At 61.7% G+C, this 22,072-nt stretch carries 19 protein-coding genes and 1 tRNA gene; 8 read left to right on the top strand and 12 right to left on the bottom strand.

Annotated elements, in window-relative coordinates:
* Positions 1-5: 5 nt before the first annotated feature.
* Entirely contained in the window at positions 6-563 is a 558-nt protein-coding gene (locus ILFOPFJJ_RS13630; protein WP_173511063.1) for a fasciclin domain-containing protein, read from the top strand.
* Between the two features lie 167 nt (positions 564-730).
* Positions 731-1,225 carry a peptide-methionine (R)-S-oxide reductase MsrB gene (gene msrB, locus ILFOPFJJ_RS13625; RefSeq protein ID WP_173511062.1) on the top strand — a complete coding sequence of 165 codons (495 nt, stop codon included), beginning with the start codon at positions 731-733 and terminating at the stop codon, positions 1,223-1,225.
* 80 nt (positions 1,226-1,305) lie between these two features.
* Here msrB and ILFOPFJJ_RS13620 read toward each other — a convergent pair whose 3' ends face one another.
* From ILFOPFJJ_RS13620 to rpmH, 6 genes are all read right to left on the bottom strand, one after another.
* Entirely contained in the window at positions 1,306-1,845 is a 540-nt protein-coding gene (locus ILFOPFJJ_RS13620) for a DUF1269 domain-containing protein (protein WP_173511061.1), read from the bottom strand.
* Between the two features lie 140 nt (positions 1,846-1,985).
* Positions 1,986-2,642, bottom strand: a complete 657-nt coding sequence (gene yihA, locus ILFOPFJJ_RS13615) for a ribosome biogenesis GTP-binding protein YihA/YsxC (RefSeq protein ID WP_173511060.1) — start codon at positions 2,640-2,642, stop codon at positions 1,986-1,988.
* Between the two features lie 100 nt (positions 2,643-2,742).
* Entirely contained in the window at positions 2,743-3,657 is a 915-nt protein-coding gene (locus ILFOPFJJ_RS13610; RefSeq protein WP_173511059.1) for a DMT family transporter, read from the bottom strand.
* A gap of 154 nt (positions 3,658-3,811) precedes the next feature.
* A complete protein-coding gene (yidC, locus tag ILFOPFJJ_RS13605) occupies positions 3,812-5,590 on the bottom strand; it encodes a membrane protein insertase YidC (RefSeq protein WP_173511058.1) in 1,779 nt (592 codons plus the stop codon).
* A complete protein-coding gene (gene rnpA / locus ILFOPFJJ_RS13600; RefSeq protein ID WP_173511057.1) occupies positions 5,590-5,988 on the bottom strand; it encodes a ribonuclease P protein component in 399 nt (132 codons plus the stop codon). The genes yidC and rnpA overlap by 1 nt, the downstream gene beginning before the upstream one ends.
* Before the next feature lie 21 nt (positions 5,989-6,009).
* Positions 6,010-6,144, bottom strand: coding sequence for a 50S ribosomal protein L34 (rpmH, locus tag ILFOPFJJ_RS13595; protein WP_012706673.1), 135 nt, complete (start codon positions 6,142-6,144; stop codon positions 6,010-6,012).
* Positions 6,145-6,610: 466 nt separating this feature from the next.
* Between rpmH and ILFOPFJJ_RS13590 the strand changes: the two genes are divergently transcribed.
* From ILFOPFJJ_RS13590 to ILFOPFJJ_RS13565, 6 genes are all read left to right on the top strand, one after another.
* Positions 6,611-8,602: a methyl-accepting chemotaxis protein gene (locus ILFOPFJJ_RS13590; RefSeq protein ID WP_173511056.1), complete on the top strand. Its 1,992-nt coding sequence runs from the start codon at positions 6,611-6,613 to the stop codon at positions 8,600-8,602.
* 229 nt (positions 8,603-8,831) lie between these two features.
* A complete protein-coding gene (locus ILFOPFJJ_RS13585) occupies positions 8,832-9,629 on the top strand; it encodes a TVP38/TMEM64 family protein (protein WP_173511055.1) in 798 nt (265 codons plus the stop codon).
* 16 nt (positions 9,630-9,645) lie between these two features.
* Positions 9,646-11,070, top strand: coding sequence for a dihydrolipoyl dehydrogenase family protein (locus tag ILFOPFJJ_RS13580; RefSeq protein WP_173511054.1), 1,425 nt, complete (start codon positions 9,646-9,648; stop codon positions 11,068-11,070).
* A gap of 24 nt (positions 11,071-11,094) precedes the next feature.
* On the top strand, positions 11,095-12,576 hold the full coding sequence (locus tag ILFOPFJJ_RS13575; protein ID WP_173511053.1) for a sensor histidine kinase: 1,482 nt from the start codon (positions 11,095-11,097) through the stop codon (positions 12,574-12,576).
* A gap of 158 nt (positions 12,577-12,734) precedes the next feature.
* Positions 12,735-12,811: transfer RNA gene (locus ILFOPFJJ_RS13570), tRNA-Arg, on the top strand.
* Between the two features lie 487 nt (positions 12,812-13,298).
* Positions 13,299-14,216: an abortive infection family protein gene (locus ILFOPFJJ_RS13565; RefSeq protein WP_173511052.1), complete on the top strand. Its 918-nt coding sequence runs from the start codon at positions 13,299-13,301 to the stop codon at positions 14,214-14,216.
* Positions 14,217-14,292: 76 nt separating this feature from the next.
* Here the strand turns inward: ILFOPFJJ_RS13565 and ILFOPFJJ_RS13560 are convergent, their stop codons facing one another.
* The 6 genes from ILFOPFJJ_RS13560 to putA all read right to left on the bottom strand — a co-directional run bounded on the left by ILFOPFJJ_RS13560 (position 14,293) and on the right by putA (position 21,791).
* Entirely contained in the window at positions 14,293-14,595 is a 303-nt protein-coding gene (locus ILFOPFJJ_RS13560; RefSeq protein WP_173511051.1) for a hypothetical protein, read from the bottom strand.
* 33 nt (positions 14,596-14,628) lie between these two features.
* The gene (locus ILFOPFJJ_RS13555; protein WP_173511050.1) at positions 14,629-15,306 is read right to left on the bottom strand and encodes a methyltransferase family protein; all 678 of its coding nucleotides are present in this window, start codon (positions 15,304-15,306) and stop codon (positions 14,629-14,631) included.
* Positions 15,307-15,704: 398 nt separating this feature from the next.
* Complete coding sequence (locus tag ILFOPFJJ_RS13550; RefSeq protein ID WP_173511049.1) at positions 15,705-16,133, bottom strand: DUF1810 domain-containing protein; 429 nt, start codon at positions 16,131-16,133, stop codon at positions 15,705-15,707.
* Positions 16,134-16,181: 48 nt separating this feature from the next.
* Positions 16,182-17,168 (bottom strand): aldo/keto reductase, encoded by a 987-nt coding sequence (locus tag ILFOPFJJ_RS13545; RefSeq protein WP_173511048.1) that lies wholly within the window; start codon positions 17,166-17,168, stop codon positions 16,182-16,184.
* Positions 17,169-17,233: 65 nt separating this feature from the next.
* Positions 17,234-17,818: an IMPACT family protein gene (locus ILFOPFJJ_RS13540; protein WP_173511047.1), complete on the bottom strand. Its 585-nt coding sequence runs from the start codon at positions 17,816-17,818 to the stop codon at positions 17,234-17,236.
* Positions 17,819-18,083: 265 nt separating this feature from the next.
* Positions 18,084-21,791, bottom strand: coding sequence for a trifunctional transcriptional regulator/proline dehydrogenase/L-glutamate gamma-semialdehyde dehydrogenase (putA, locus tag ILFOPFJJ_RS13535; RefSeq protein ID WP_173511046.1), 3,708 nt, complete (start codon positions 21,789-21,791; stop codon positions 18,084-18,086).
* Between the last annotated feature and the right edge of the window lie 281 nt (positions 21,792-22,072).

Raw genomic sequence — 22,072 nt, 5'->3', positions numbered from 1 at the left:
GAGAGATGTTCAGGTTTGTGATCCGTTCGGCACTCGTCGCCTCCATGCTCACGACAGGTGCGGTCGTCGCCTACGCCGAGAACCCGATGGTCGGCGGTGCGCCGATGTATGCCGAGAAGAATATCGTCGAAAATGCCATCAACTCGAAGGACCACACGACGCTGGTTGCGGCCGTCAAGGCGGCAGGTCTCGTCGAGACCCTGCAGGGCAAGGGACCCTTTACCGTCTTCGCACCGACGAACGCGGCCTTCGAGGCCCTGCCGGCCGGCACGGTCGACACGCTGCTGAAGCCTGAGAACAAGGACAAGCTTACGACCGTTCTGACCTGCCATGTCGTTGCCGCTGACGCGATGTCGGCGACGATCGCCGAGATGATCAAGGACGATGGCGGGGAACACGACGTCAAGACGATCGGCGGTTGCATCCTGAAGGCCAAGACCGACGGCGGCAAGATCGGACTGACTGATGAAACCGGCGGCACGGCCTGGGTAACGATCGCCGACGTGAAACAGTCGAACGGCGTCATTCACGTCATCAACAAGGTGCTGCTGCCGAAAGGTTGACAATCGCGGGCGGCGGGTCGCGACCCGCCGCCCGGGCGACCCGCGCTCTGCTGCGTGGCGACTCTCTCACGGCGGTTTGATGGGCTTTGTTTTGTCCCGCTTCCGTCGGTCCGCTAGTCTAGAACGCGAGCATCAACGGCGAATGCGTCTTTGGACGGGAGGCTCTCATGACGAACCGTCGCAATTTCCTGATGGCGGGCGCCGCGCTCGCCGCATGGACGGTCGCCCGTGGCTTTGCGCCTGCCGCGCGTGCGGCCAACAGTGAAACTTTCGAGGTCGCAAAGACGGACGAGGAGTGGCGAGCGATCCTGACAGCGGAGCAATACAGCATCCTGCGGCAGGAGGACACGGAACGGCCCTTCACGAGCGCGCTCAACAACGAGAAACGCAAGGGGATTTTCCACTGCGCGGGATGTGACCTGGCGCTTTATTCCTCCGATGCCAAATACGACAGCGGCACCGGTTGGCCGAGCTTTTGGCAATCGCTCCCGGGCGCGGTCGGCACACGCGAGGACAATTCCCTATTCATGACAAGGACCGAATGCCACTGCCGCCGCTGCGGCGGGCATCTCGGCCACATTTTTGACGACGGTCCGCCGCCGTCCGGTAAGCGGCACTGCATCAACGGGCTGGCGCTCAAATTTGCGCCAGCCGCCGCGTGACCAGCGGCTGGTGCGTGTGACGGTGACGCGCAGGGCCGACGCGTATGATGCGCCGTTAGGGAACGACGAAGAGCAAACGCTTAAAACGTGCCCGCCTGCGGCGAAGGTGTCTGCACGTCGGAGAGTGCGGCCTGGAGCTTCTGCTCCTGCTCGGGCGAGAGCGACGTTTTCAGCACACGGCCCCGCAGCCCCGAAAATTCGGCGAGCACCTTTTCCGGTTGCACCTTGCGCACCAGAATGAAGAGCGCCGAGGAACTGTTCGGGATCGTGCTGCCGAGCGACTTGATGAAGTCGTCATCGATGCCGTAGTCGGTGAGCGAGCCGGAAAGCGCCCCGGCGCCGGCACCGAGTGCGCCACCGATCGCGAAGCCTGCGAGCGGATTGAGGAAAAGCAGGCCGACGAGGCCACCCCAGAGCGAACCCGAAAGAAGGCCCGAGGTCGCACCGACAGCAGTGAGATTTAGGCCCTGCTTCAGATGCACCTTGCCTTCGCCATCGCGCACGACGACGACAGCATCTTCGAGATCGACCAGATATTCCTTGCTCAGGCTGTTCAGCTTCAAGAGAACCCTGTCGGCCTCTTCCATCGAATCGAATCCCACGACAATCAGATCGGACATGTCTCTCTCCTGGATCTTGGCCCGGCCGGCGAAAAGGATGCCGCCGCTCGCAGAGATAGAGCGCTTTGCCTGTCGGGGTAGTGACGAAGATCAAGGACTTTGTCGTCGGATATGCTGGTCTGCGGGTAGACGCGCCGGTCTCAGCGCGTGACCGCGAGATCGATCGCGGCGCGCAGTTCCTCGATACCGACACCCTTTTCCGACGAGGTCGACAACACCTCCGGAAAGGCGGCCGGGCGTTTCTTGATCTTCTCGATCGTTTCGGCGATCAGCCGAGGCACGCCCGCCGCCTTGATCTTGTCGGTCTTGGTGAGCACGATCTGATAGGAAACGGCAGCCTTGTCGAGCAGCGCGAGCACTTCTTCGTCGTTCTTCTTGATGCCGTGACGGGCGTCGATCAGCACGTAGACACGCTTCAGCGTCGAGCGGCCGCGCAGATAGTCGAAGACGAGTTTGGTCCAGGCGTCGACCTGCTCCTTGGGTGCCTGGGCGTAGCCGTAACCAGGCATGTCGACGAGCGCCATCGGCGGCAGGTCGCCGGCCTCGCCGGAATAGCCGTCCGGCACGAAATAGTTGAGCTCCTGGGTGCGGCCTGGCGTGTTCGACGTACGCGCAAGGCCCTTCTGTCCGACAAGGGCGTTGATCAGTGACGATTTGCCGACGTTCGAGCGGCCGGCAAAGGCGATCTCCAGCGGACCCTCGGGCGGCAGGAACTTCATGGCCGGAACGCCGCGGATAAAGATCCACGGGCGGCCGAAAGCGGAGGAATCGTTCCGGTTTTTCTTCTTCTCGGTCATCGCTCGATTTTTCCTCGTTGCCCGGTCGGCTTCAATGTTTTGATCCGACTTGTCAAGCATCGGCCGGCTTTGCACTGGCTTCACGGCTATATGGAAAGCCTCAGCGCAGCAACCGGCGCTGCCGCCAGAGTTCGATAGCGAGATAGGCAAAAAGGGCAAAGAGGACGATCGACCCGCCGACAATGGTGCTTGCGCGGGGAATTTCGTCGTGGATGACGGCGACCCAGAGAGGTGCGAGCACGGTTTCGACCGTGCCAAGCAATGCTGCGAGTGCCGAAGGAAGCAGCCTCGCGCCAGTGACGAATAGGGCGAGGCCGAGGCCGAAATTCAGCGCCCCGAAAGCGACGAGGATTCCGAGTTCGGCCGCAGTGACGGCAAAGCCCGAGGCCTGTGTTGCCGCGATCATGGCGGCAATGAGTGTGCCGAGACAGGCCGCCGGCGTCATGCGGACATCGGCATAGCGGCGGGTGACGACCGTTGCGCAGGCGAAGGCGAATGCGATCAGCAGGGCAAGCGCATCCCCGACCGGTGAGACCGCGCCGGTAATCGAACCGGAAACCATTACCAGGACGCCGGCGATGACCGCGGCGATTGCCAGCCAGGTGAGCGATGAGACGGTTTCGCGGAATACGACCCGGCCGATGAGGGTCGCGATGAGCGGCACGCCCGCTTGAACGAGCAGGATGTTGGCGACGGTCGTGTAGGCAAGTGCGAGCACGAAACTCGTGGATGCCGTCGCGAAGCAGCAACCGACGGCTACGCCCGGCCAGCCCATGTCGCGGAAGAGCCGCATCATGTTCGAGGCGCCGTCGCGGACCAGCATGAACCCGAGCAGAAATAGCGCGGCGAAGATCGACCGCCAGAAGACGACGATCCAACTGTCGTCGATTTCGAGAAAACGCGCCAGCATGCCGCCGAAGCTCCACACGATCGCCGAGCCGAGAACGAGCGCGATGCCGGTTGCGCGGCTTTGCACCGGCACGGCGGATTTCGGCAGTACGGTCGGTTGCGACATGAACGGCTTCCGGATCGGAACTGGCAGACGATAGATTGCTTTCTGGTTGCAGGCGCGGGCGTTCGCGACAGGCGGTTGTCGCAAAGCGGAATGGGGAAAGAAAAAGCCCCGGATCTTTCGACCCAGGGCTTTGAAGCGGAGTGATGTCCGGCGGCTATTCCGCCGGTTTGGGTTTCTTCGTGAACAGGGATTTGAGGTTCTCGATAAGCTCGATCTTCACGCCCTGACGCTTCATGATGATCGACTGCTGGATGATCGACAGCGTGTTGTTCCAGGCCCAGTAGATGACGAGGCCGGCCGGGAAGGACGCCAGCATGAAGGTGAAGACCACTGGCATCCACGTGAATAGCATTGCTTGCGTCGGATCCGGCGGTGTCGGGTTCATCCGCATCTGCAGGAACATGGTGATGCCCATGATGATCGGCCAGACGCCGAGATGCAGGAAGAGGGGGACGTCGAAAGGCAGAAGTCCGAACAGGTTGAAGATCGTTGTCGGATCGGGTGCCGACAGGTCCTGGATCCAGCCGAAGAACGGCGCATGGCGCATCTCGATGGTGACGTAGATCACCTTGTAGAGCGCGAAGAACACCGGAATCTGCAGGAGAATCGGCCAGCAGCCAGCCAGCGGATTGATCTTCTCTTCCTTGTAGAGCTGCATCATCGCCTGCTGCAGGCCCATGCGGTCGTCACCGAATTTCTTCTTCAGTTCCTCCATTTTCGGCTGAACTTTCTTCATGTTCGCCATCGACGCATATTGCTTGTTGGCGAGCGGGAAGAAGAGAAGCTTGACGACGATCGTGGTGATCAGGATCGCTATGCCGAAATTGCCGAACAGCCGATAGAAGTAGTCCATCATTTTGAACATCGGCTTGGTGATGAAGTAGAACCAGCCCCAGTCGATCATCAGGTCGAATTGCGGGATGGAATAGGCAGCCTCGTAATTGTCGATGACCGGCACTTCCTTGGCGCCCGCAAAGACCAGGTTCTTCACCTCTGAAGTCTGGCCCGGAGCGATCGTCACAGCATCCGCCTTGTAGTCGCTCTGGTAGCGCGCGCGGCCATCGGTGAAATGGGAGAAACGGGTGTCGAAGGCCGTTGCCTGCGGCGGAACGATCGCCGCCGCCCAGTACTTGTCGGTGATGCCGAGCCAGCCGCCGGTGGCCTTGCCGGGCTCGACCGACTTCTCGTCCTCGATCTTCGAATAGCCGTATTCCTGCAGGCCGTTGTCGCCGGCCACGCCGATGAAACCCTCATGCAGTACGTAGATGCTCGGGGTCGTCGGCTTGTTGAAGCGCGTTACGCGGCCGTAGGAGGAGAGCGAAACCGGCTCTGCGGCGCCGTTCTTGATGCTGTCGACGACCTGGAACATGTAACGGTCGTCGACGGAAATCGTCCGGGTGAAGGTGATGCCCTTGTCGTTGGTGTAGGTCAGCGTCACCGGCGTGGATGCGGTCAGCTTGTCGCCACCGGAAAGCGTCCACACGGTCTGCGGACCGGGCACGGTTCCGGTCGCGTCGTTGCCGACATAGCCGAGTTCGGTGAAATAGCCGTCGGCGGTTTCCGCCGGGCTGAAGAGGGTAATGACCGGGCTCTGCGGATTGACCGTCTCATGGTAGCCCTTGAGCTTCAGGTCGTCGAAACGCGCGCCGGTCAGGTTGATGGATCCCGCAAGCGCCGGCGTGTCGATTTCAACGCGTGCAGACTTGGCGACGGCCTGGTCGCGGCTTTCGCCCGGAACGGCGCCACTGGGCAGCGCCTGCCCCGGAGTCGCCTGCTGCGTGCCGTCCTGGGGTTGAGCCTGTTGTGCCTGCTGGGCCTGTTCCGCAGCGATGCGGTCCTTTTCGATCCTCGGATTGACATAGAAAAATTGCCAAGCGACGAGGATCAGCACGGACAGTGCAATCGCGACGAAATAATTGCGGTTGTTTTCCATCATGGTTTCCTGGAACCGGCCGAAGGCCGCTTCTGTTTCGGCTTGTTTTCGATGCGATCGCAAAGCGCCCGGGTCAATGCGTCGAAGGGGGCATGCAGCAGATCGCGTCGGGCGACAATCACATAGTCGTGTCCGGGTTTCATTGCAAACCCGGCTGAAAGCCGCACTGCTTCTTTGAGGCGTCGGCGCATTCGGTTGCGCTCTACGGCATTGCCGTGCTTCTTGGTAACGGTGAAGCCGACGCGGGCGTCACCTTCCATATCCTTGCGGTCGAGCACTTCGAGGAGAAATAGCGGGCCTTTGCGGCTTTCTCCAGCTCTGACGGCCAAGAACTGCGGACGGCTTTTCAGCCGCCCGACAGTCGTTTTGTCTTTATCTGACGTCATATGCCCGGACATGAGGTTTCGGGCAAACTCGGCTTAAGCCGAGAGACGCTTGCGGCCACGAGCCCGGCGGGCTGCGAGGACCTTCTGGCCACCCTTGGTGGACATGCGTGCACGGAACCCGTGACGGCGCTTGCGAACAAGCTTGGACGGTTGGTAGGTACGCTTCATTTATTTAAATACCGCGGTGTGCGGCCCTTCTTGGGTTTGCAAAGTGCAAGAGCGTTTACGTAACCGGGCACAGCTCCGCCTTGCGGGCAGGATGGTTTGACCGGACGTGCGCGGCTTATAAGGACAAATGTCCGGCAAAGTCAATTCCCGACCTCCGCGATCATCCGACGCCGGGCCTGACAGCGGTTCCCTTGGCGCGCGGCGCTTGTTGCATGATTCCTTGAATCGGTCGACTTAAGGACAAAATCATGCAGCCACTCAAAGTTCTACAGCGACCCTTACGCGTCTGATGAGACGCGCGGCGCCGTAGTGCAGATCGATGAATAAAAACCTAATCCAGCCTCGCCAGATGTTGGCCGGACCGGTGATGGTTTTCGTTAACCACGCGCATTTTAGCATTCCCTTTGTGTGTGCAGCGAGCACCGCGCACCAAGGGGCGACGTCTGCGGGCGTTGGGGGGACAGGAATGAAAATTCGCGGGAAAATATACTTGATCGTCGGCATCATGAGTCTGCTGGCGATCGCCATTACCGGCATGTCTTTGCTGATCGTGTCGCAATACAACGACAAGCTTCATCAATTCCAGAACGCATCCGACCGGGCGTTCAAGGGCGAGCGGCTCAATCGTCTGGTGACCGGCGTCGTCATGGAATCGCGCGGCATCTACGCCGCACCGACAATCGAAAAAGCAAAGCCCTTCGCCGAGGGCCTCCTCAAGAATCTCGACAAGATCGACGCGCTGCTCGAAGACTGGCGTCCGCTGGTTCCCGCCGACAACCTCTCGTCCTTCGATGCACTGGCGAAGCGCGCCGACGAGTTCAAGACCTTCCGCACCGAGACGGCCCGTCTCGGCCGAGAGGTTTCGCCGCAGGCTGCCAACGAGCAGGGCAACAACGACGCCAATCGCGCCAACCGCAAGGCTTTCCAGGCCGAGATAGACGTGGTCGTGGATGCCAATCTGGAATCGCTTCAGGCGATCACGGAAGAGATCGCGGCTTTTGAACGCTCGGTTGTTCTGATCGTGCTCGGGATCGCCGGCCTCGGGCTGGTCGCCGGCATCGGTACGGCCTTCTATATCGGCACCAACCAGCTCAGCCGGCCGATCCTCGACCTGACGGGCACCATGAAGCAGCTTGCCGGGGGCGATCTGTCGGTCGATGTGCCCTTCGCCGGGCGCAGGGACGAGATCGGCGACATGGCTGCCGCCGTCGCCGTCTTCAAGCAGAACGGGCTTGCGGTGCGCGAACTCAACGCCCAGGAAGCGGCATTGCGGGAAAAGAGCGCCGATCTCCAGTCGAGCATCGGCATCGTCGTCTCAGCGGCTGCCGCGGGCGATTTTACCAAGCGCATCGGCAAGGACTACGGCAACGACGACCTCAACCGTTTTGCCGCGAGCGTCAATGAACTCGTCGGCGGCGTCGACAGTGGGATTTCCGAAACACGGCGAGTAATCGCAAGCCTTGCAGCCGGCGACTTGACGCAGAGCATGAACGGCCAGTTCCAGGGCGCCTTCGCGGAACTGCAAAGGAACGTCAACGACACGCTCACCACCTTGCAGAAAACCTTGCGCGAGGTTCGCACGACGACGGACTCGATCAATGGCAACGCATCCGAACTGCGCTCGGCGGCGGACGACCTGTCGAAGCGCACGGAGCAGCAGGCCGCCTCGCTCGAGGAGACCTCGGCGGCGCTCGACGAGATCACCGCCGCGGTTCGCAGCTCGACAGAGAGGGCGCAGGAAGCATCGGTCATGGTCACTGAGGCAAAGGAAAGCGCAGCCGAATCCGCTTCCGTCGTCCGTAGCGCGGTCGAGGCCATGGGCCGTATCGAGCAGGCTTCAAGCGAGATCGGCCAGATCACCAACGTCATCGATGAAATCGCCTTCCAGACCAACCTTTTGGCGCTCAATGCGGGCGTCGAGGCGGCGCGCGCGGGTGACGCCGGCAAGGGCTTCGCAGTCGTTGCACAGGAGGTCCGCGAACTCGCCCAGCGGGCGGCCAGCGCTGCCAAGGACATCAAGACGCTCATTTCCAAGTCGGGCAGCGAAGTGGCGACCGGAGTCAAGCTCGTGCAGGCGACCGGGTCCGCGCTCGGCGAGATCGAAACGCGCGTTCTGAAGATCAACGACCATATCCATTCGATCGCGACCGCCGCGCGCGAGCAGTCGACAGGGCTTGCCGAGGTCAGCACTGCCGTCAACCAGATGGACCAGGTGACGCAGCGCAATGCCGCGATGGTCGAAGAGGCGAACGCCGCGACGCACAAGCTTTCGGCCGAAACCGGCAACCTTGCGAACCTGATCGCCTATTTCAAGGTCGACCGGGATGCCGGAGTGGTTGCACCGGCAAGGGAAACAAGTCGTCCCGTCGCATCGCCCGCCCGGCGGATGATTGGCAGCGTGGCCCGAGCCTTCGGCGGCGGTTCCGCCGCTGTACGGGACGATTGGGAGGAGTTTTGAGCCTCTCGCATCCGATGTCATGATATTCTCGCGGGAAGCCTCGGCGTTTACCGCGAGAAATAGTCTGTGGTGCAACGATCCTTGCCGGATCGTGCTATGCCCTTTCACGGCAACGTGAGTTGTCAGGGCGAGCCGTTCACGTTGACGTTTGACGGCGCGACCATTCGTTATTGGTTCCGGGTCCGGATTCCCTCTAACTCAAGGGTAGATCTCGCCGAAAGCAAGTCGCATGAGCCATGGTGCCAGAAACGGGGCAGAAGATGCAGCCCTGAACCCTTCGTCAGGGCGGAGCGGCGCTGGACATGCGGCGCATCGTTCGCCATGGCGGTTCGTGCCATTCGCTCTTCTGCTCGTCGGTGGTGTCGCTTGTTACGCGTTTGGCCTGCCGCAATATCTTTCGTTGACGGCGCTCGTCCACCACCGCGAGACCCTCAGTGCCTATGTCGATGCCTACCCGCTTCGAGCGGGCGCAGCTTTCTTTGTGGTCTATGTCGCAGTGGTCGTCTTTTCGATCCCGGCTGCGTCGGTGCTGACCATATTCTCCGGATTCCTGTTCGGCTGTATCACCGGCGCAGCCATGGCAATCGTCGCGGCGACGCTCGGATCCTGCCTTCTGTTCCTTGCCGCGCGCGGGGTCCTCGGGGACCTCCTGCGCCCGCGCGCCGGTCGCTTCCTGGATCGGCTCGCGGATGGGTTCCGGCGCAATGCGTTCCTTTATCTCCTGATCTTGCGGCTGGCGCCGATTTTTCCCTTCTTCATAGTCAACATTGCGCCCGCATTCTTTGATGTGAGGCTGCGCACTTTCGCGGCAGCAACGCTGATCGGCATCGTGCCGGGCACGTTCGCCTATGCTTGGCTCGGCCGCAGCCTCGACGACGTGATCGCCCGCTCGGCCGCGTCCGGAGGCGAGCTTACGCTTTCGGATTTTGCGACGAGGGACATTTCGCTCGGGCTCGCGGCGCTTGCGCTCATCGCGGCATTGCCTCTCGTGTTCAAGCTAATACAGTCACGCCGCAAGACGGTGTGACGGGGCGGAAGGCGGCGTGGCGAAAATCCTCAATCCGGATATCTGCGTGATCGGCGGCGGTGCGGCAGGCCTGTCCGTGGCTGCGGGTGCCGCGGCCTTCGGCGTGCCGGTCGTCCTTGTCGAGCGCGGCCGAATGGGCGGGGATTGCCTGAACTTTGGCTGCGTGCCGTCGAAGGCGCTGATTGCGGCCGCGAAACATGCACAGGCGATCCGAGCAGCAGGCGAATTCGGCATCGCCGCAGGCGAACCGGTCGTCGACTACGAGCGATTGCAGGCGCGGGTCCACGCGGTCATCGGCGCAATCGCGCCGCATGATTCCGCAGAGCGGTTCGAGAGCCTTGGCGTGAAGGTCATCGCCGACACGGCCCGGTTTGTCGACGACAGGACGGTCGCGACCGGCGACCATATCATCCGGGCGCGGCGCTTCGTGATCGCCATCGGTTCGTCGCCGGCCATTCCCGCAATCCCGGGGCTGGCGGAGGCGCCGTACCTTACCAATGAGACACTCTTCGATCTGAAGCGGCTGCCGGAACACCTCGTCATTGTCGGCGCCGGACCGGTCGGAATGGAGATGGCGCAGGCATATCGCAGGATCGGGGCGCGCGTGACGGTCGTCGAGGCCGGCAAGGCGCTTTCGAGCGGCGATCCGGAACTGGCAGCGATCGTCCTGGAGGCGATCCGCGCCGAGGGCACCGTGCTTCACGAGCAAACCGCCATCCTATCGGTCGAGCGGCAGGCGGACGGCGTCCGGCTGCTTTGCGAGAATGCGCAAGGGCGTTTCGCCGTCGATGGCAGCGATCTTTTGCTGGCCGCGGGCCGCGTCCCCAACCATGCTTCTCTCGACCTCGGCGCCGCCGGTATTCGCCACGATGCGAAGGGGATCGCCGTTGGAGCAGATCTGCGAACGAGCAATCGTCGCGTCTATGCCATCGGCGACGCCACAGGCGGCCTGCAATTCACCCATGTTGCGAGCTACCATGCGCGGCTCGTGCTGCAGCAGATCCTGTTCCGAATGCCGGCGCGCGAAGAGCGCGACATTGTTCCGAGGGTGACGTTTACCGATCCGGAGCTTGCGCAGGTCGGCCTTGGCGAGGCAGAGGCGCGGGAAAAGTTCGGCCGGATCGACGTCGTCCGCTGGGATTTTTCTGCAAATGATCGCGCCCGCACCGACGGCCTCGACCGGGGGCTGATCAAGATCACGGTCGGCCGGCGCGGTCGGATCATCGGGGCGGCGATCGCCGGTGCCGGTGCCGGCGAAATGATCAACGGCTTTGCATTCGCCATCGCCAATCGGCTGACGCTCAAGCATTTTCGCGGCTATGTGGCGCCCTATCCCACCTTGTCCGAGATTGGAAAACAGGCATCGATCTCCTATTATGCCCCCGTGGCGCGAAATCCGCTTGTTCGATCCGTGATCGGAATGCTGCGGTATTTTGGCTGAGTTTGCAGGGAATGTTCTAGGTTTATGGTGGAAGACGCGCGTCCGGCCAATGCGAGTGCGAAGCCCCGAGCGGCCGTCGGGTTTCTTCGCGGCCTCTCCGGCAAGTTGCTGCTTTTGACGGTGGCTTTCGTCATGCTCGCGGAAGTTCTGATCTTTGTGCCATCGGTCGCCAATATGCGGATCCGTTGGCTTCAGGATCGGCTGAATACCGTGGCCGCCGCGGCCGTCGCCGTCGACGGACTGCAGAATGTCGAGCTTCCGCGGGCCGTGCAACGCGACACGCTGATGGCGACGGGAACCAAGGCCATCGTCATTCGCCGCAAGGATGCGTCGCGGATGATCGCCAGCGTCGACATGCCTCCGGCGATCGACGGGGAATACGACATCGCCAACTTTACCCCCGTGGGCGCGATACGCGACGCATTCGATACGCTGCTGTTCGGCGGCAGCCGGATCGTGCGGGTTTATGGTCCGCTCGGCGAAAGCGATGCGACAATCGAGCTGGTGATGAAGGATGCCGGCTTGCGCAAGGCGATGCTCGTCTATTCGCGCAACGTCTTCCTTCTGTCGATCGTGATTTCGCTGATCACGGCGGCACTGATCTTTCTCGCCATCAATCGCATGCTGATCGTGCCGATCAGGCGGATGACGGCGAGCATGCAGGAGTTCGCCGACGAGCCGTCCAACCCGGAGCGCCTCCTCGTTTCGCCGGAAGGCAGGGATGAACTGGCGGTCGCCGGTCAGCATCTCGCGAGCATGCAGCGCGAACTGCAGAAAACCCTGAAGCAACAGAAAAGCCTCGCCGAACTCGGCCTCGCCGTTTCGAAGATCAACCATGACATGCGCAACATCCTCTCGTCCGCGCAGCTCATTTCCGACCGGCTCGCCGACGTCGATGATCCGGTGGTGAAACGCTTCGCGCCCACGCTCTTGAGAACGATCGACCGCGCCGTCGGTTATACGCAGGAGGTGCTCTCCTACGGGCGCACGGCTGAGGCAGAGCCGCACCGTCGCTTTGTCGCCCTGCGCCCACTCGTCGAGGATGTTGCCGAACTCCTGGCGATCGACCGCCAGAGCGGCATCGATTTCGAGATCCAGATTCGGGACGACGTCGTCGTCGATGCGGACAGCGAGCAGCTTTTTCGCGTCGTGCACAATCTCTGCCGCAATGCCGTACAGGCGCTGACGCAACACGAGCCGGAGGACGGCCGCGCCAAGATGGTTTCCGTTTCCGCCATCCGAACGGGGAGCGTGGTTGCGATTTCGGTGGACGATACCGGGCCGGGCATGCCGGCCAAGGCGCGCGAAAACCTGTTTGCCGCCTTCCGCGGCTCGGCGCGCTCCGGCGGCACGGGGCTCGGCCTTGCCATTGCTCGCGAACTGGTGCTTGCCCATGGCGGGACGATAGCGCTCGTGGAAAAGCCGACGCCCGGCACGCTGTTCCGCATCGAACTGCCGGATCGCCCGGTGCCGTTGGACGCCTTCCGTTCGAAGGCGCGGCCCTGACATTCCGCCACGAGGTCCTCGCTGAACCCCGATCGCCCTCTCCGACGCGTTATCCACGGTTGTCGCAAAAATGAAATTTTTTGCCGAAAGGCGCTTGCAATCGCCGAAAGGACCCAGTAGAGGATCGCCACGCAAGCGGTTCTCACCGCTTCAGGCAAGCACCCGTAGCTCAGCTGGATAGAGCACCAGACTACGAATCTGGGGGTCAGGAGTTCGAATCTCTTCGGGTGCGCCATTTTTCCTTAATAATCTCAATAAGTTATCCGACACGCTGAGTGTCCCCTGAGGCTAATGCAAGGGATCGACAGGGAAGATGTAATGACCCTGTAATGACAATTCGATTGTCTGCCCGTCAGACTCGGAGTTGGTCTTTGGGGCGGATAGAGCTTCCTGTATGTCATGGACGGCTGAAAGCCTTGATGCACCTCTGGTGCTAGACGACATAAAGATTCGCCGCTTTGATCCTTTATTGCTCACTGACGAAAGATAATTTCCTCATTCCCTGCTTCGAAGCCTGAGGGGGTACAGGGGGGATAGCCCCCGTGGCCGGGGTAGTGAATGACACCCTGAAAATTTCTCGGGAAAATTCCGTCATTTCAGACGAAGGCTAATCAACCTTGAGAAGAATCATGTTCTGATACCCTCATGACGGTTCATGGGACCCCTGAGGGGAACTACGTTCCGTATCAACTTGAGGAAGTGGTTAGACTGGCAGGTACCTGATGGCAGTGTTCGAGACCTACTCTAAGAGGCAGAAGCGTTTGAGTGGAGACGCTCCAGATGTATTTACTTACGATCTTAACATACGTCTCAAGAACCAGGTCGTGCACATCCTAAATGACGTACTTGGAAATGGCGGTTACTCCGCCACGGATGAAGCATATAGAACAATAGTGGAAATCCTGAGGAGAGAGTTCGGGGAACTCAATCTTGTCTATGGCGACCGGCGAACGTTTAGATCAGAGTTCATGGACTTCTTCATAGTCAGTAGTGATAACAATAGATGTCTGGATGCACTCGATATCGCATTCCGATACATTGACGTCATAGTACGAAAAGATGACCATATACACGCTTACGGCGAGGGAAAGACTAAAGCGGACGAAGCGATTGACGAGCTAAACATTCGCTTCAAAGAACATGCGATTGGGTTTCAATTCGTTGACGGGAAGATCATTCGTGTGGACTCGGAGTTGATCCACCAAGAAGCCGTTAAGCCAGCCCTGAGGCTCCTGAATACCAAACAGTATGCTGGTGCTCACGAGGAGTTCATAAACGCTTACGAGCATTACAAAGCAGGGAAGAACAAGGAAGCCCTGAACGATTGCCTGAAGGCTTTTGAAAGCACGATGAAGGCGATTTGTGACAAGCGAGGGTGGACCTACCAGACAGGGGATACAGCGAAGAGACTTATCGATATCTGCTTTGCTAACGGTTTGATCCCGTCATTCTGGCAACAGCAATTCAACTCGCTGAGAAGTCTCCTAGAAAGCAGCATTCCGACTGGACGAAACAAGCTCAGTGGACATGGCCAAGGGGCAACACCTCAGACTGTCCCCGATTACCTGACTGCTTACATGCTTCATATGACGGCTTCGACTCTGGTCTTCCTGACGACCGCTGAGAAAGAGCTATCTTGAGAATTCCCTTGGGGATCGGGCGGCGGGGCTTAAGCTAAATTTCAAGTAGGGGTTTCTCAGTTGCGCTCCTGTCTCCCTAAGGAAGTTCTTTGATTTTCTTCTGGAAGTAGCTTTGTGCGCCCTTGCCTCGGGCTTTCACCAATTCAATACCGTTCTTCTTGAGGGCATCCTTGAAGTCATCCCGATTGATGAGTCTCGCAAAGTTCCCCTTATCCGGCATCCCGATTGCACTCATGACCTCAGAGGAAGTCGCCTTGCCCCCAGAGGAGAGGATGAAATCTAACGCCTCATTGGCTTTCCCTGTGACCTCCTTCTCAATCGATTGCCAATCGAAGACAGGAGACCCCGGAAGGACCTTCTTAATCCCGTCGATTGTCATTCCCAGTTTGGGGATGAAGGTTAAATCCCGTCATTACCAGACGTAGGGGATCAGGCGATAGCGCACGCGCGCTGCATAGGCGTCGTATCCCGCAAGACCGGTCCGGAGCTCCTTTTCCTCGATGCCGATGCGCATGGCAAGCAAGGCGATGAGCACGAGCACCGCCCCGAGCCCCCACCAGGAGCCGAGGAGCAGCGAGGTGCCCGCGACGAAGATAAGGGCGCCGGCGTAGAGGGGATGGCGGACGTAGCTGTATGGTCCCGTGGTAACCACCCTTTGCGCTCGCTCCCTCTGGATCTTCACGACGGGTGCCGCGAAGCTGTTTTCCCTGAACGTCCGGTAGTCGAACCAGATCGAAAACAAGAGCGCCGAGCCGCCGAGGACCTGTACCCACTCGGGAACCGACGACCAACCGAACCGCACGGCGTCGAGTGCCATGAATGCAAATGCGCCGAGCAGGAACAGAAGGATGACGGTGGTCAGCACCTTGTCCGCAAAAGGTTGCCCTTTCTGAATAGGTGCCGACAGCCTTTCCTTGAGCAGTGCGGGATCATGCCGGGCGAGCGACAGTCCGGCGATCAGGGAGAGCGCCAGCATCGCCGCGAGGAAGACCCACGCGGCCGGCCACTCGAGCGTTCCGGCGGAGGCAAAGAGCACCACTCCAATGATTGCGAACCAAATGAGGGTCTGCAGGGTCAGCATGGCGATCATGGGCAAGCTCCACACGATCTGACGAGGATAATTATACAGATAGTAATTCCACCACCGATCGCAACCTCTCCGTCGCTGCGCGTTTTTCTGATTGTGCAAGCGATCGAAGCTCGTCTTCGCGCGTTTAGCTTGGCAGCGTGACCATTTGTCGACTTCGGAAGACACGCAGGCGTCACCGCATTTCACGGTGTTGTGTGCGGGCGCGCCTACAAGTCCGGTGATCCGGATCCCATATGAAGTTGTGTGCTTCCCGACGTCATCCGTGGGAGGATTTTATGTATCGCTATATGATGAAGGAACTGATGCTGATCATTGTCGGGCTGGCGGCCTTCGCGACATTGCTCCTGTTTGTTCTTTCCCAGATGCCGGTCACGTCTCCGTAGTGACGGATTAGGAATTCAGTCCCGGTTGAGGATTTCGAGCGTCCTCGGATCTCTCAGGCCGTCAAAATAGCGCTCGAGCGCCCGTGCGAAGGCGCCGACCGTCGGGGCGGCTCTCTCGAAGAGCGTCATGGACGAGCGAAACTTGAGATCGTCCGGTCGGCCGAAAATCTCGAGTGCGGATCGCCCCTGAAGAGTGTTCACCGCTTCCGTGCATTCGAGAATGCGGTGACCAAGCAGCGGGTGCCGCAGATAGGCGCGCGCCTCATCGAGGTTGGCAAGGGCATAGTATTGCGCCGTCGGCGATTGGCCGAGGCCTGCGATCTGCGGAAAGATGAACCACATCCAGTGGGTTCGCTTGGCGCCGGCGGCGAGTTCCGCCAGTGCGCTGCGGTACGTGCTTTCCTGCGCTTTCACGAAGCGCTCCAGATCGAAGGCCTCTTGCATCGGTGCCTTCCTTCCGAGGCCCCGCGTCTTCTGCGGAGCGTCAGTTTCCTACCATCTGTGATGAACATGAACCTTGATCAGCCGCTCGTAAAGCGCGACGATCGCGGCCATTGTCTTGTCGTCAAGCGCTGGCAGCGCGCTCGCCGCGGCGTTCGACTGCGCCTGCGCCTCGTTGCGGGCACCGGGAATGACGACGGAAACAGCCGGCTGCTCCAGAATCCAGCGAAGGGCAAACTGGGCCATCGGGACATTTTCCGGCACCAGCGCGCGCAGTTCATCCACCGCTTCGAGCGCGACGTCGAAAGGCACGCCGGCGAAGGTTTCTCCGACATCGAAGGCTTCTCCGTGGCGGTTGAAATTGCGGTGGTCGTCAGCCGCGAAAACCGTGCCCTTTCCGATCTTGCCTGAAAGCAGGCCGGAGGCGAGCGGAACGCGCACGATGACGCCGACATTCTTCTTTCGCGCCTCGGCGAAGAAGAGTTCCTGCGGACGCTGCCGGAAGATGTTGTAGATGATCTGAACCGTGGCGACGCCCGGATACTCGATCGCCTTCAGGGCCTCCTCAACCTTTTCGACCGAGACACCATAGTGGCGGATCTTGCCCTTGGCCACCAACCGGTCGAGGGCGCCGAAGACGTCCGGGCGGTAATAGACATCCGTCGGCGGGCAGTGCAGTTGCACGAGATCCACTGTTTCGACGCCGATGTTCTTCAGGCTGCGGTCGATGAAGGCCTCGATATTGGCGGCCGTATAGCCGCCGGCGACGTGCGGGTTGAGCCGACGGCCGGCCTTGGTGGCGACAAAGGGGCGGTCTCCGCCGCGCTCCTTCAGCACCGTAGAAATGATCTTTTCCGAACGGCCGTCGCCATAGACGTCGGCCGTGTCGACGAAGGTGACGCCGCTATCGAGCGCGGCGTGAAGCGCGCGCTTGCCGTCTTCTTCACTGACGTCGCCCCAGGCGCCGCCGATCTGCCAGGCGCCAAAGCCGATTTCCGAGATCGTTGCACCCGTTCGCCCCAAAACTCTCGTTTTCATTTCGATGTCCTCGTCGTGTTCTGCGTCGGCGTGACTTCTATGCTGGTTGTGTTTCGCATGGAAGTTCAGTCTTCGAGCGAGACGGTCGCCTTGCCGCGACTGAGATCGGTGACGAGTGCGAGGACCTCCGCCGCGATGTCCCGCCGCATCTCGGCCGTCAGGACCGCCCCTGTATCCGTGAATGTTTCTCCGGCGAGCACTACGCCGCGCGCCGTCAGCCGTGCCTTGATCAGCGCAAGATCGGCAAAGTCGCAGACGATCGTGGCGCGCTGCGTGTCGACGAGTTCGACCTTTTCAGCAGACCGAAGGCACAGCGCCGCAGTGCCGCCATAGGCGCGGATCAGCCCGCCGCTTCCAAGCAGGACGCCGCCGAACCATCGGGTGACGACGACCGCGACCCGATCGAGCGACTGGCCGTCGATTGCCGCGAGGATCGGCTTGCCCGCCGTGCCGCTCGGCTCGCCATCGTCACTGAAGCGATAGCTCTGACCAAGCCGCCAGGCCCAGCAATTGTGATTGGCGGTGGGGTCGGAATGCGCCGCGAGAAAGGCCTTTGCCGATTGCTCGTCCTCGATCGGGCCGGCGATCGCGAGGAACCGGCTTTTCTTGATGTCCTGTGTCGAGGTCTCGATGCGCTGGAGGGTGAACATCCGCTGCTTCCGTTCTTTGGAATGCAGATAGCGGATTGGGGAAGGGTGTGCCAGCGGGCAAAGTGACGGGTGTGGCCGCCCCTCATACCGCTGCCCCGGCTCCCTTCTCCCCGCATGCGGGGAGAAGGGAGCCGGGGCACCGCCTCGTCCCCAAAGTCGCTGCGAGTGATGCCTCGGCGTGCGGCCCATCCCCTCTCCCCGCGTGCGGGGAGAGGGGATGGGTGAGGGGCAAATCAGGCGCAGATCGAGAACGCCGACGTTGCGCTCACCCGATCGCCATAAGGCTGGCATTGCCGCCGGCGGCCGCAGTGTTGATCGAGGTTGAAACCTCTTCGAGCAGCCAGTTCAGGCAATAGGCGTCGGGATTGCGGGCGATCTCCTCACTCGACGCGGCCTGGACGAGCACCAGCGGACCCGGGAGCGCGGCGATCGCCTTGTTGACGTCGCGGATGCGCTCGGCGTCGCCCTCGACAAGAGCGCCGGCGAAGGGGCCGTCGGCCGCCCAGTCCTTCGACCAGGAGACGCGGAGGGAGACACTCTGCGGAAGGCCCTTAAGCGAGGGCTGCAGTCCCGAGGCGGCGTCGATGACGACGCTGTTGCCGGTCGCGAGCGCCGCGGCGAGCTGATGGTAGAGACCCGCCTCGGTCTGCGGCACGAGCAGGATCCGACCGCGTGGGTGCAGCGCGTAAAGATTCCGCTCGCCGACCGGACCTGGCAGCTCCAGCTCCAGCCCGAGGGCTGAACTGCTGCCGGCGTTGCGTGCCGCTTCTGCTTCGGCCCTCGCACCGCGGCCGTCGAGCCACTTGGCGAAGTCGAGGAGGGCAGGGTCCGTGTGCACCGAGCTGTGCTGCGGCGGCACCGGTGCGGTCGTCACCAGCCGGCCGAGATAGAGCGGGCCGCCAGCCTTCGGACCGGTGCCGGAAAGGCCGCGCCCGCCGAAGGGTTGCACGCCGACGACGGCACCGATGATGTTGCGGTTCACATAGAGGTTGCCGGCCTTCACGCGGCTGGTCACATGCGCGATCGTCTCGTCAAGGCGCGTGTGGAGGCCGAAGGTCAGGCCGTAGCCGGTGGCGTTGACGTCGTCGACCAGCCGATCGAGATCGTCACGGTGGTAACGGATGACGTGCAGCACCGGTCCGAAGACCTCACGCTTGAGATCGGAGAGTTTCTGAAGCTCGATGATCGTCGGCGGCACGAAGGTGCCCAGATCCGTCTCGCTCGCAAGACCGATCTGCTCCACCTTGCGGCCAAGCCCGCGCATCGCGTCGATGTGCTTTTCGATGATGCCCTTCGCCTCGGCGGTGATAACCGGGCCGACGTCGACGGCAAGACGGTCGGTGCGGCCGATGTTCAGTTCGTGCAGGGCACCCTTCAGCATCGTGAGGGTGCGATCGGCAATGTCCTCCTGGAGGCAGAGCACACGCAGCGCCGAGCAGCGCTGACCGGCGCTGTCGAAGGCCGATGCGATCACGTCGGCGACGACCTGCTCGGCAAGGGCGGAGGAGTCGACGATCATCGCGTTCTGGCCGCCGGTCTCGGCGATCAGCGGGATCGGCCGTCCGGCAGGCGAAAGCCGGTCGGCGAGTTGCGCCTGAATGAGCCGCGCGACCTCCGTCGAGCCGGTGAACATCACCCCTGCAATCTCCGGTGCGGCGACCAGCGCCGCGCCGACGCGGCCGTCACCGGGCAGGAGCTGCAGCACATTGGCCGGAATGCCCGCTTCATGCAGAAGGCGCACGCCTTCGGCCGCGATCAACGGCGTTTCCTCCGCCGGCTTGGCAAGCACCGGATTGCCCGCGACGAGTGCGGCGGCGATCTGACCGGTGAAGATCGCCAGCGGGAAATTCCATGGACTGATGCAGACGATCGGGCCCAGCGGTCTGTGGGCCGGGCCGAGCGTGCGGCGGGTCTGCTCAGCGTAGTAGCGCAGGAAATCGATTGCCTCGCGCACCTCGGCGATCGAATTCGGCAGCGACTTGCCGGCTTCGCGGGCGATCAGCCCAAGCAGCGTCTGCATGCGCGCTTGCATCAGATCGGCTGCGCGGTCAAGGCAGGCGGCCCTTTCGGTCGGGGCAACGGCGGCCCACGCTTCGGCGGCCTCGCGAGCGAGACGCGCCGCGCGCTTGGCATCCTCGTCCGACGTTTCCGTCACCGAGCCAACGATGTCGCGATGGTCGCCGGGATTGAAGACGGGGCGCGTTTCGCCCGAGGCCGCGCCGGTCGCGAGCTGCGGCACGGAGGTCCAGGCGGTTGCGGCGCTCGCCTTCAATGCCTCGGTCAGCGATGCGAGATTGGCCTCATTCGAGAGATCGACGCCGGCGGAATTGGTGCGAGCCTCTCCGAAGAGCTTGGCCGGCAACGCGATCTGATCGTGCTTCGCTCCCATGACCGGCATGGAACGGACGATCTCGACCGGATCGGCAATGAGCTCGTCGACGGAGACCTTCGGATCGGCAATGCGGTTGACGAAGGAGGAGTTTGCGCCATTCTCGAGCAGGCGGCGGACGAGATAGGCAAGCAGCGTTTCATGCGTGCCGACCGGCGCATAGATGCGGCACGGGCGGTCGAGATTGTTGCGGCCGACGACCTCGTCGTAGAGCGGCTCGCCCATGCCGTGCAGGCACTGGAACTCATATTTACCAATCTGAAAATCCTTGCCGGCCATGTGGTAGATGGTGGCGAGCGTCTGTGCGTTGTGGGTGGCAAACTGCGGAAAGATCACGTCGGTTGCCGAAAGCAGCTTGCGGGCGCAGGCGACATAGGAAACGTCGGTGTGGATCTTGCGGGTGAAGACAGGGAAATCCTCAAGCCCGTCGAGCTGCGCGCGCTTGATTTCGGCGTCCCAATAGGCGCCCTTGACCAGTCGAACCATGATGCGTCGGCCCGAGCGGCGTGCCAGATCGATGATGAAATCCAGGACGAAGGGGCAGCGCTTGCCATAGGCCTGCACGACGAAGCCCATGCCGTTCCAGCCGGAGAGCTCGGAGTCGAGGCAAAGCTCTTCGAGGAGATCGAGCGACAGCTCCAGGCGGTCGGCTTCCTCGGCGTCGATGTTGAGGCCGATGTCATATTTCTTGGCGATGAGCGCGAGCGCCTTCACCTTTGGCAACAGTTCGCCCATGACCCGCGCGGCCTGGGCGCGCGAATAGCGCGGATGGAGTGCCGACAGCTTGATCGAAATGCCAGGACCTTCATAGATGCCGCGCCCCGCGGAAGCCCTGCCGATCGCATGGATCGCGGCTTCATAGTCCTTGTAATAGCGTTCCGCGTCGGCGGCCGTCGTCGCCGCCTCGCCAAGCATGTCGTAGGAATAGCGGAAGCCCTTCTGTTCGAGCGCGCGCGAGCGGCGCAGCGCCTCGTCGATCGTCTCGCCGGTGACGAACTGCTCGCCCATCATCCGCATCGCCATGTCGACGCCGCGGCGGATCACCGGTTCGCCGCACCGGGCGATGAGCCGCGTCAGCGCCGCGGCAAGGCTGCGGTCGTTGACGGTCGAGGTCAGCTTGCCGGTGACGACGAGACCCCAGGTCGCGGCGTTGACGAAGAGCGAACGGCCGCCGCCCAGATGCGACTTCCAGTCGCCATCGGAGATCTTGTCGCGGATCAGCGCGTCGCGGGTCGCCGTATCGGGAATGCGCAGCAGCGCTTCCGCAAGGCACATCAGCGCGACGCCCTCCTGGCTCGACAGCGAATATTCGTGCACGAGCCCTTCCACGCCCGAGCCTTTGTGCTTGGCGCGGAGCGCCTCGATCAGCTTGCGGGCGGTTTTAGCGGCGGCGTCGCGGGTTTCCTTGGGCAGCGTCGCCGCCTCAATGAGCGCCGGCAGGCATTCCGGTTCCGGGCGGCGGTATGCGGCCGTGATCGCCTGACGAAGCGTGGTTTGCGGCCGGATCGGCGACGCGAAGTCGGCAAAAGGCGCGGGCGCTGCGTCCGTAGCTGGGGGGGATTTTTGAAGCTTGGTCTGGCTCATCGAACGCGGTCCTCCACGGAGCGGTAACAGGCGTCTGGCGCCTCTGATTTCGTGGGCAGAAAATACGCCTGACGCAGCCGAACATCCATCCGGCAAATTGGGGCATTCTCGGAATGTTTAGCTACCCCGTCGGCCGCAAACGGAGGAACATGCGGAGTGTCGCAGCGAGTGCCGGATGATCCCTACTGCACGTTATCCTTAAATCGTAGCCGATTTAAGGATAAAAACACGCAGCAATTCAAAGTGCTACAGCGTCCTTTGCGCGTCTGATAAGACGCGTG

Source organism: Sinorhizobium psoraleae, assembly GCF_013283645.1.
Classification (GTDB): Bacteria; Pseudomonadota; Alphaproteobacteria; order Rhizobiales; family Rhizobiaceae; genus Sinorhizobium; species Sinorhizobium psoraleae.
Note: the sequence above shows the minus strand (reverse complement) of the source record. Positions and strands in the feature narration are given on the sequence as shown.

What these genes read in the sequence shown, in the direction of transcription:
- ILFOPFJJ_RS13630 (WP_173511063.1), top strand. Translation starts at nt 6, where the DNA reads ATGTTCAGGTTTGTGATCCGTTCGGCACTCGTCGCCTCCATGCTCACG.
- msrB (WP_173511062.1), top strand. Translation starts at nt 731, where the DNA reads ATGACGAACCGTCGCAATTTCCTGATGGCGGGCGCCGCGCTCGCCGCA.
- ILFOPFJJ_RS13620 (WP_173511061.1), bottom strand. Translation starts at nt 1,845, where the DNA reads ATGTCCGATCTGATTGTCGTGGGATTCGATTCGATGGAAGAGGCCGAC.
- yihA (WP_173511060.1), bottom strand. Translation starts at nt 2,642, where the DNA reads ATGACCGAGAAGAAGAAAAACCGGAACGATTCCTCCGCTTTCGGCCGC.
- ILFOPFJJ_RS13610 (WP_173511059.1), bottom strand. Translation starts at nt 3,657, where the DNA reads ATGTCGCAACCGACCGTACTGCCGAAATCCGCCGTGCCGGTGCAAAGC.
- yidC (WP_173511058.1), bottom strand. Translation starts at nt 5,590, where the DNA reads ATGGAAAACAACCGCAATTATTTCGTCGCGATTGCACTGTCCGTGCTG.
- rnpA (WP_173511057.1), bottom strand. Translation starts at nt 5,988, where the DNA reads ATGTCCGGGCATATGACGTCAGATAAAGACAAAACGACTGTCGGGCGG.
- rpmH (WP_012706673.1), bottom strand. Translation starts at nt 6,144, where the DNA reads ATGAAGCGTACCTACCAACCGTCCAAGCTTGTTCGCAAGCGCCGTCAC.
- ILFOPFJJ_RS13590 (WP_173511056.1), top strand. Translation starts at nt 6,611, where the DNA reads ATGAAAATTCGCGGGAAAATATACTTGATCGTCGGCATCATGAGTCTG.
- ILFOPFJJ_RS13585 (WP_173511055.1), top strand. Translation starts at nt 8,832, where the DNA reads ATGAGCCATGGTGCCAGAAACGGGGCAGAAGATGCAGCCCTGAACCCT.
- ILFOPFJJ_RS13575 (WP_173511053.1), top strand. Translation starts at nt 11,095, where the DNA reads ATGGTGGAAGACGCGCGTCCGGCCAATGCGAGTGCGAAGCCCCGAGCG.
- ILFOPFJJ_RS13565 (WP_173511052.1), top strand. Translation starts at nt 13,299, where the DNA reads ATGGCAGTGTTCGAGACCTACTCTAAGAGGCAGAAGCGTTTGAGTGGA.
- ILFOPFJJ_RS13560 (WP_173511051.1), bottom strand. Translation starts at nt 14,595, where the DNA reads ATGACAATCGACGGGATTAAGAAGGTCCTTCCGGGGTCTCCTGTCTTC.
- ILFOPFJJ_RS13555 (WP_173511050.1), bottom strand. Translation starts at nt 15,306, where the DNA reads ATGATCGCCATGCTGACCCTGCAGACCCTCATTTGGTTCGCAATCATT.
- ILFOPFJJ_RS13550 (WP_173511049.1), bottom strand. Translation starts at nt 16,133, where the DNA reads ATGCAAGAGGCCTTCGATCTGGAGCGCTTCGTGAAAGCGCAGGAAAGC.
- ILFOPFJJ_RS13545 (WP_173511048.1), bottom strand. Translation starts at nt 17,168, where the DNA reads ATGAAAACGAGAGTTTTGGGGCGAACGGGTGCAACGATCTCGGAAATC.
- ILFOPFJJ_RS13540 (WP_173511047.1), bottom strand. Translation starts at nt 17,818, where the DNA reads ATGTTCACCCTCCAGCGCATCGAGACCTCGACACAGGACATCAAGAAA.
- putA (WP_173511046.1), bottom strand. Translation starts at nt 21,791, where the DNA reads ATGAGCCAGACCAAGCTTCAAAAATCCCCCCCAGCTACGGACGCAGCG.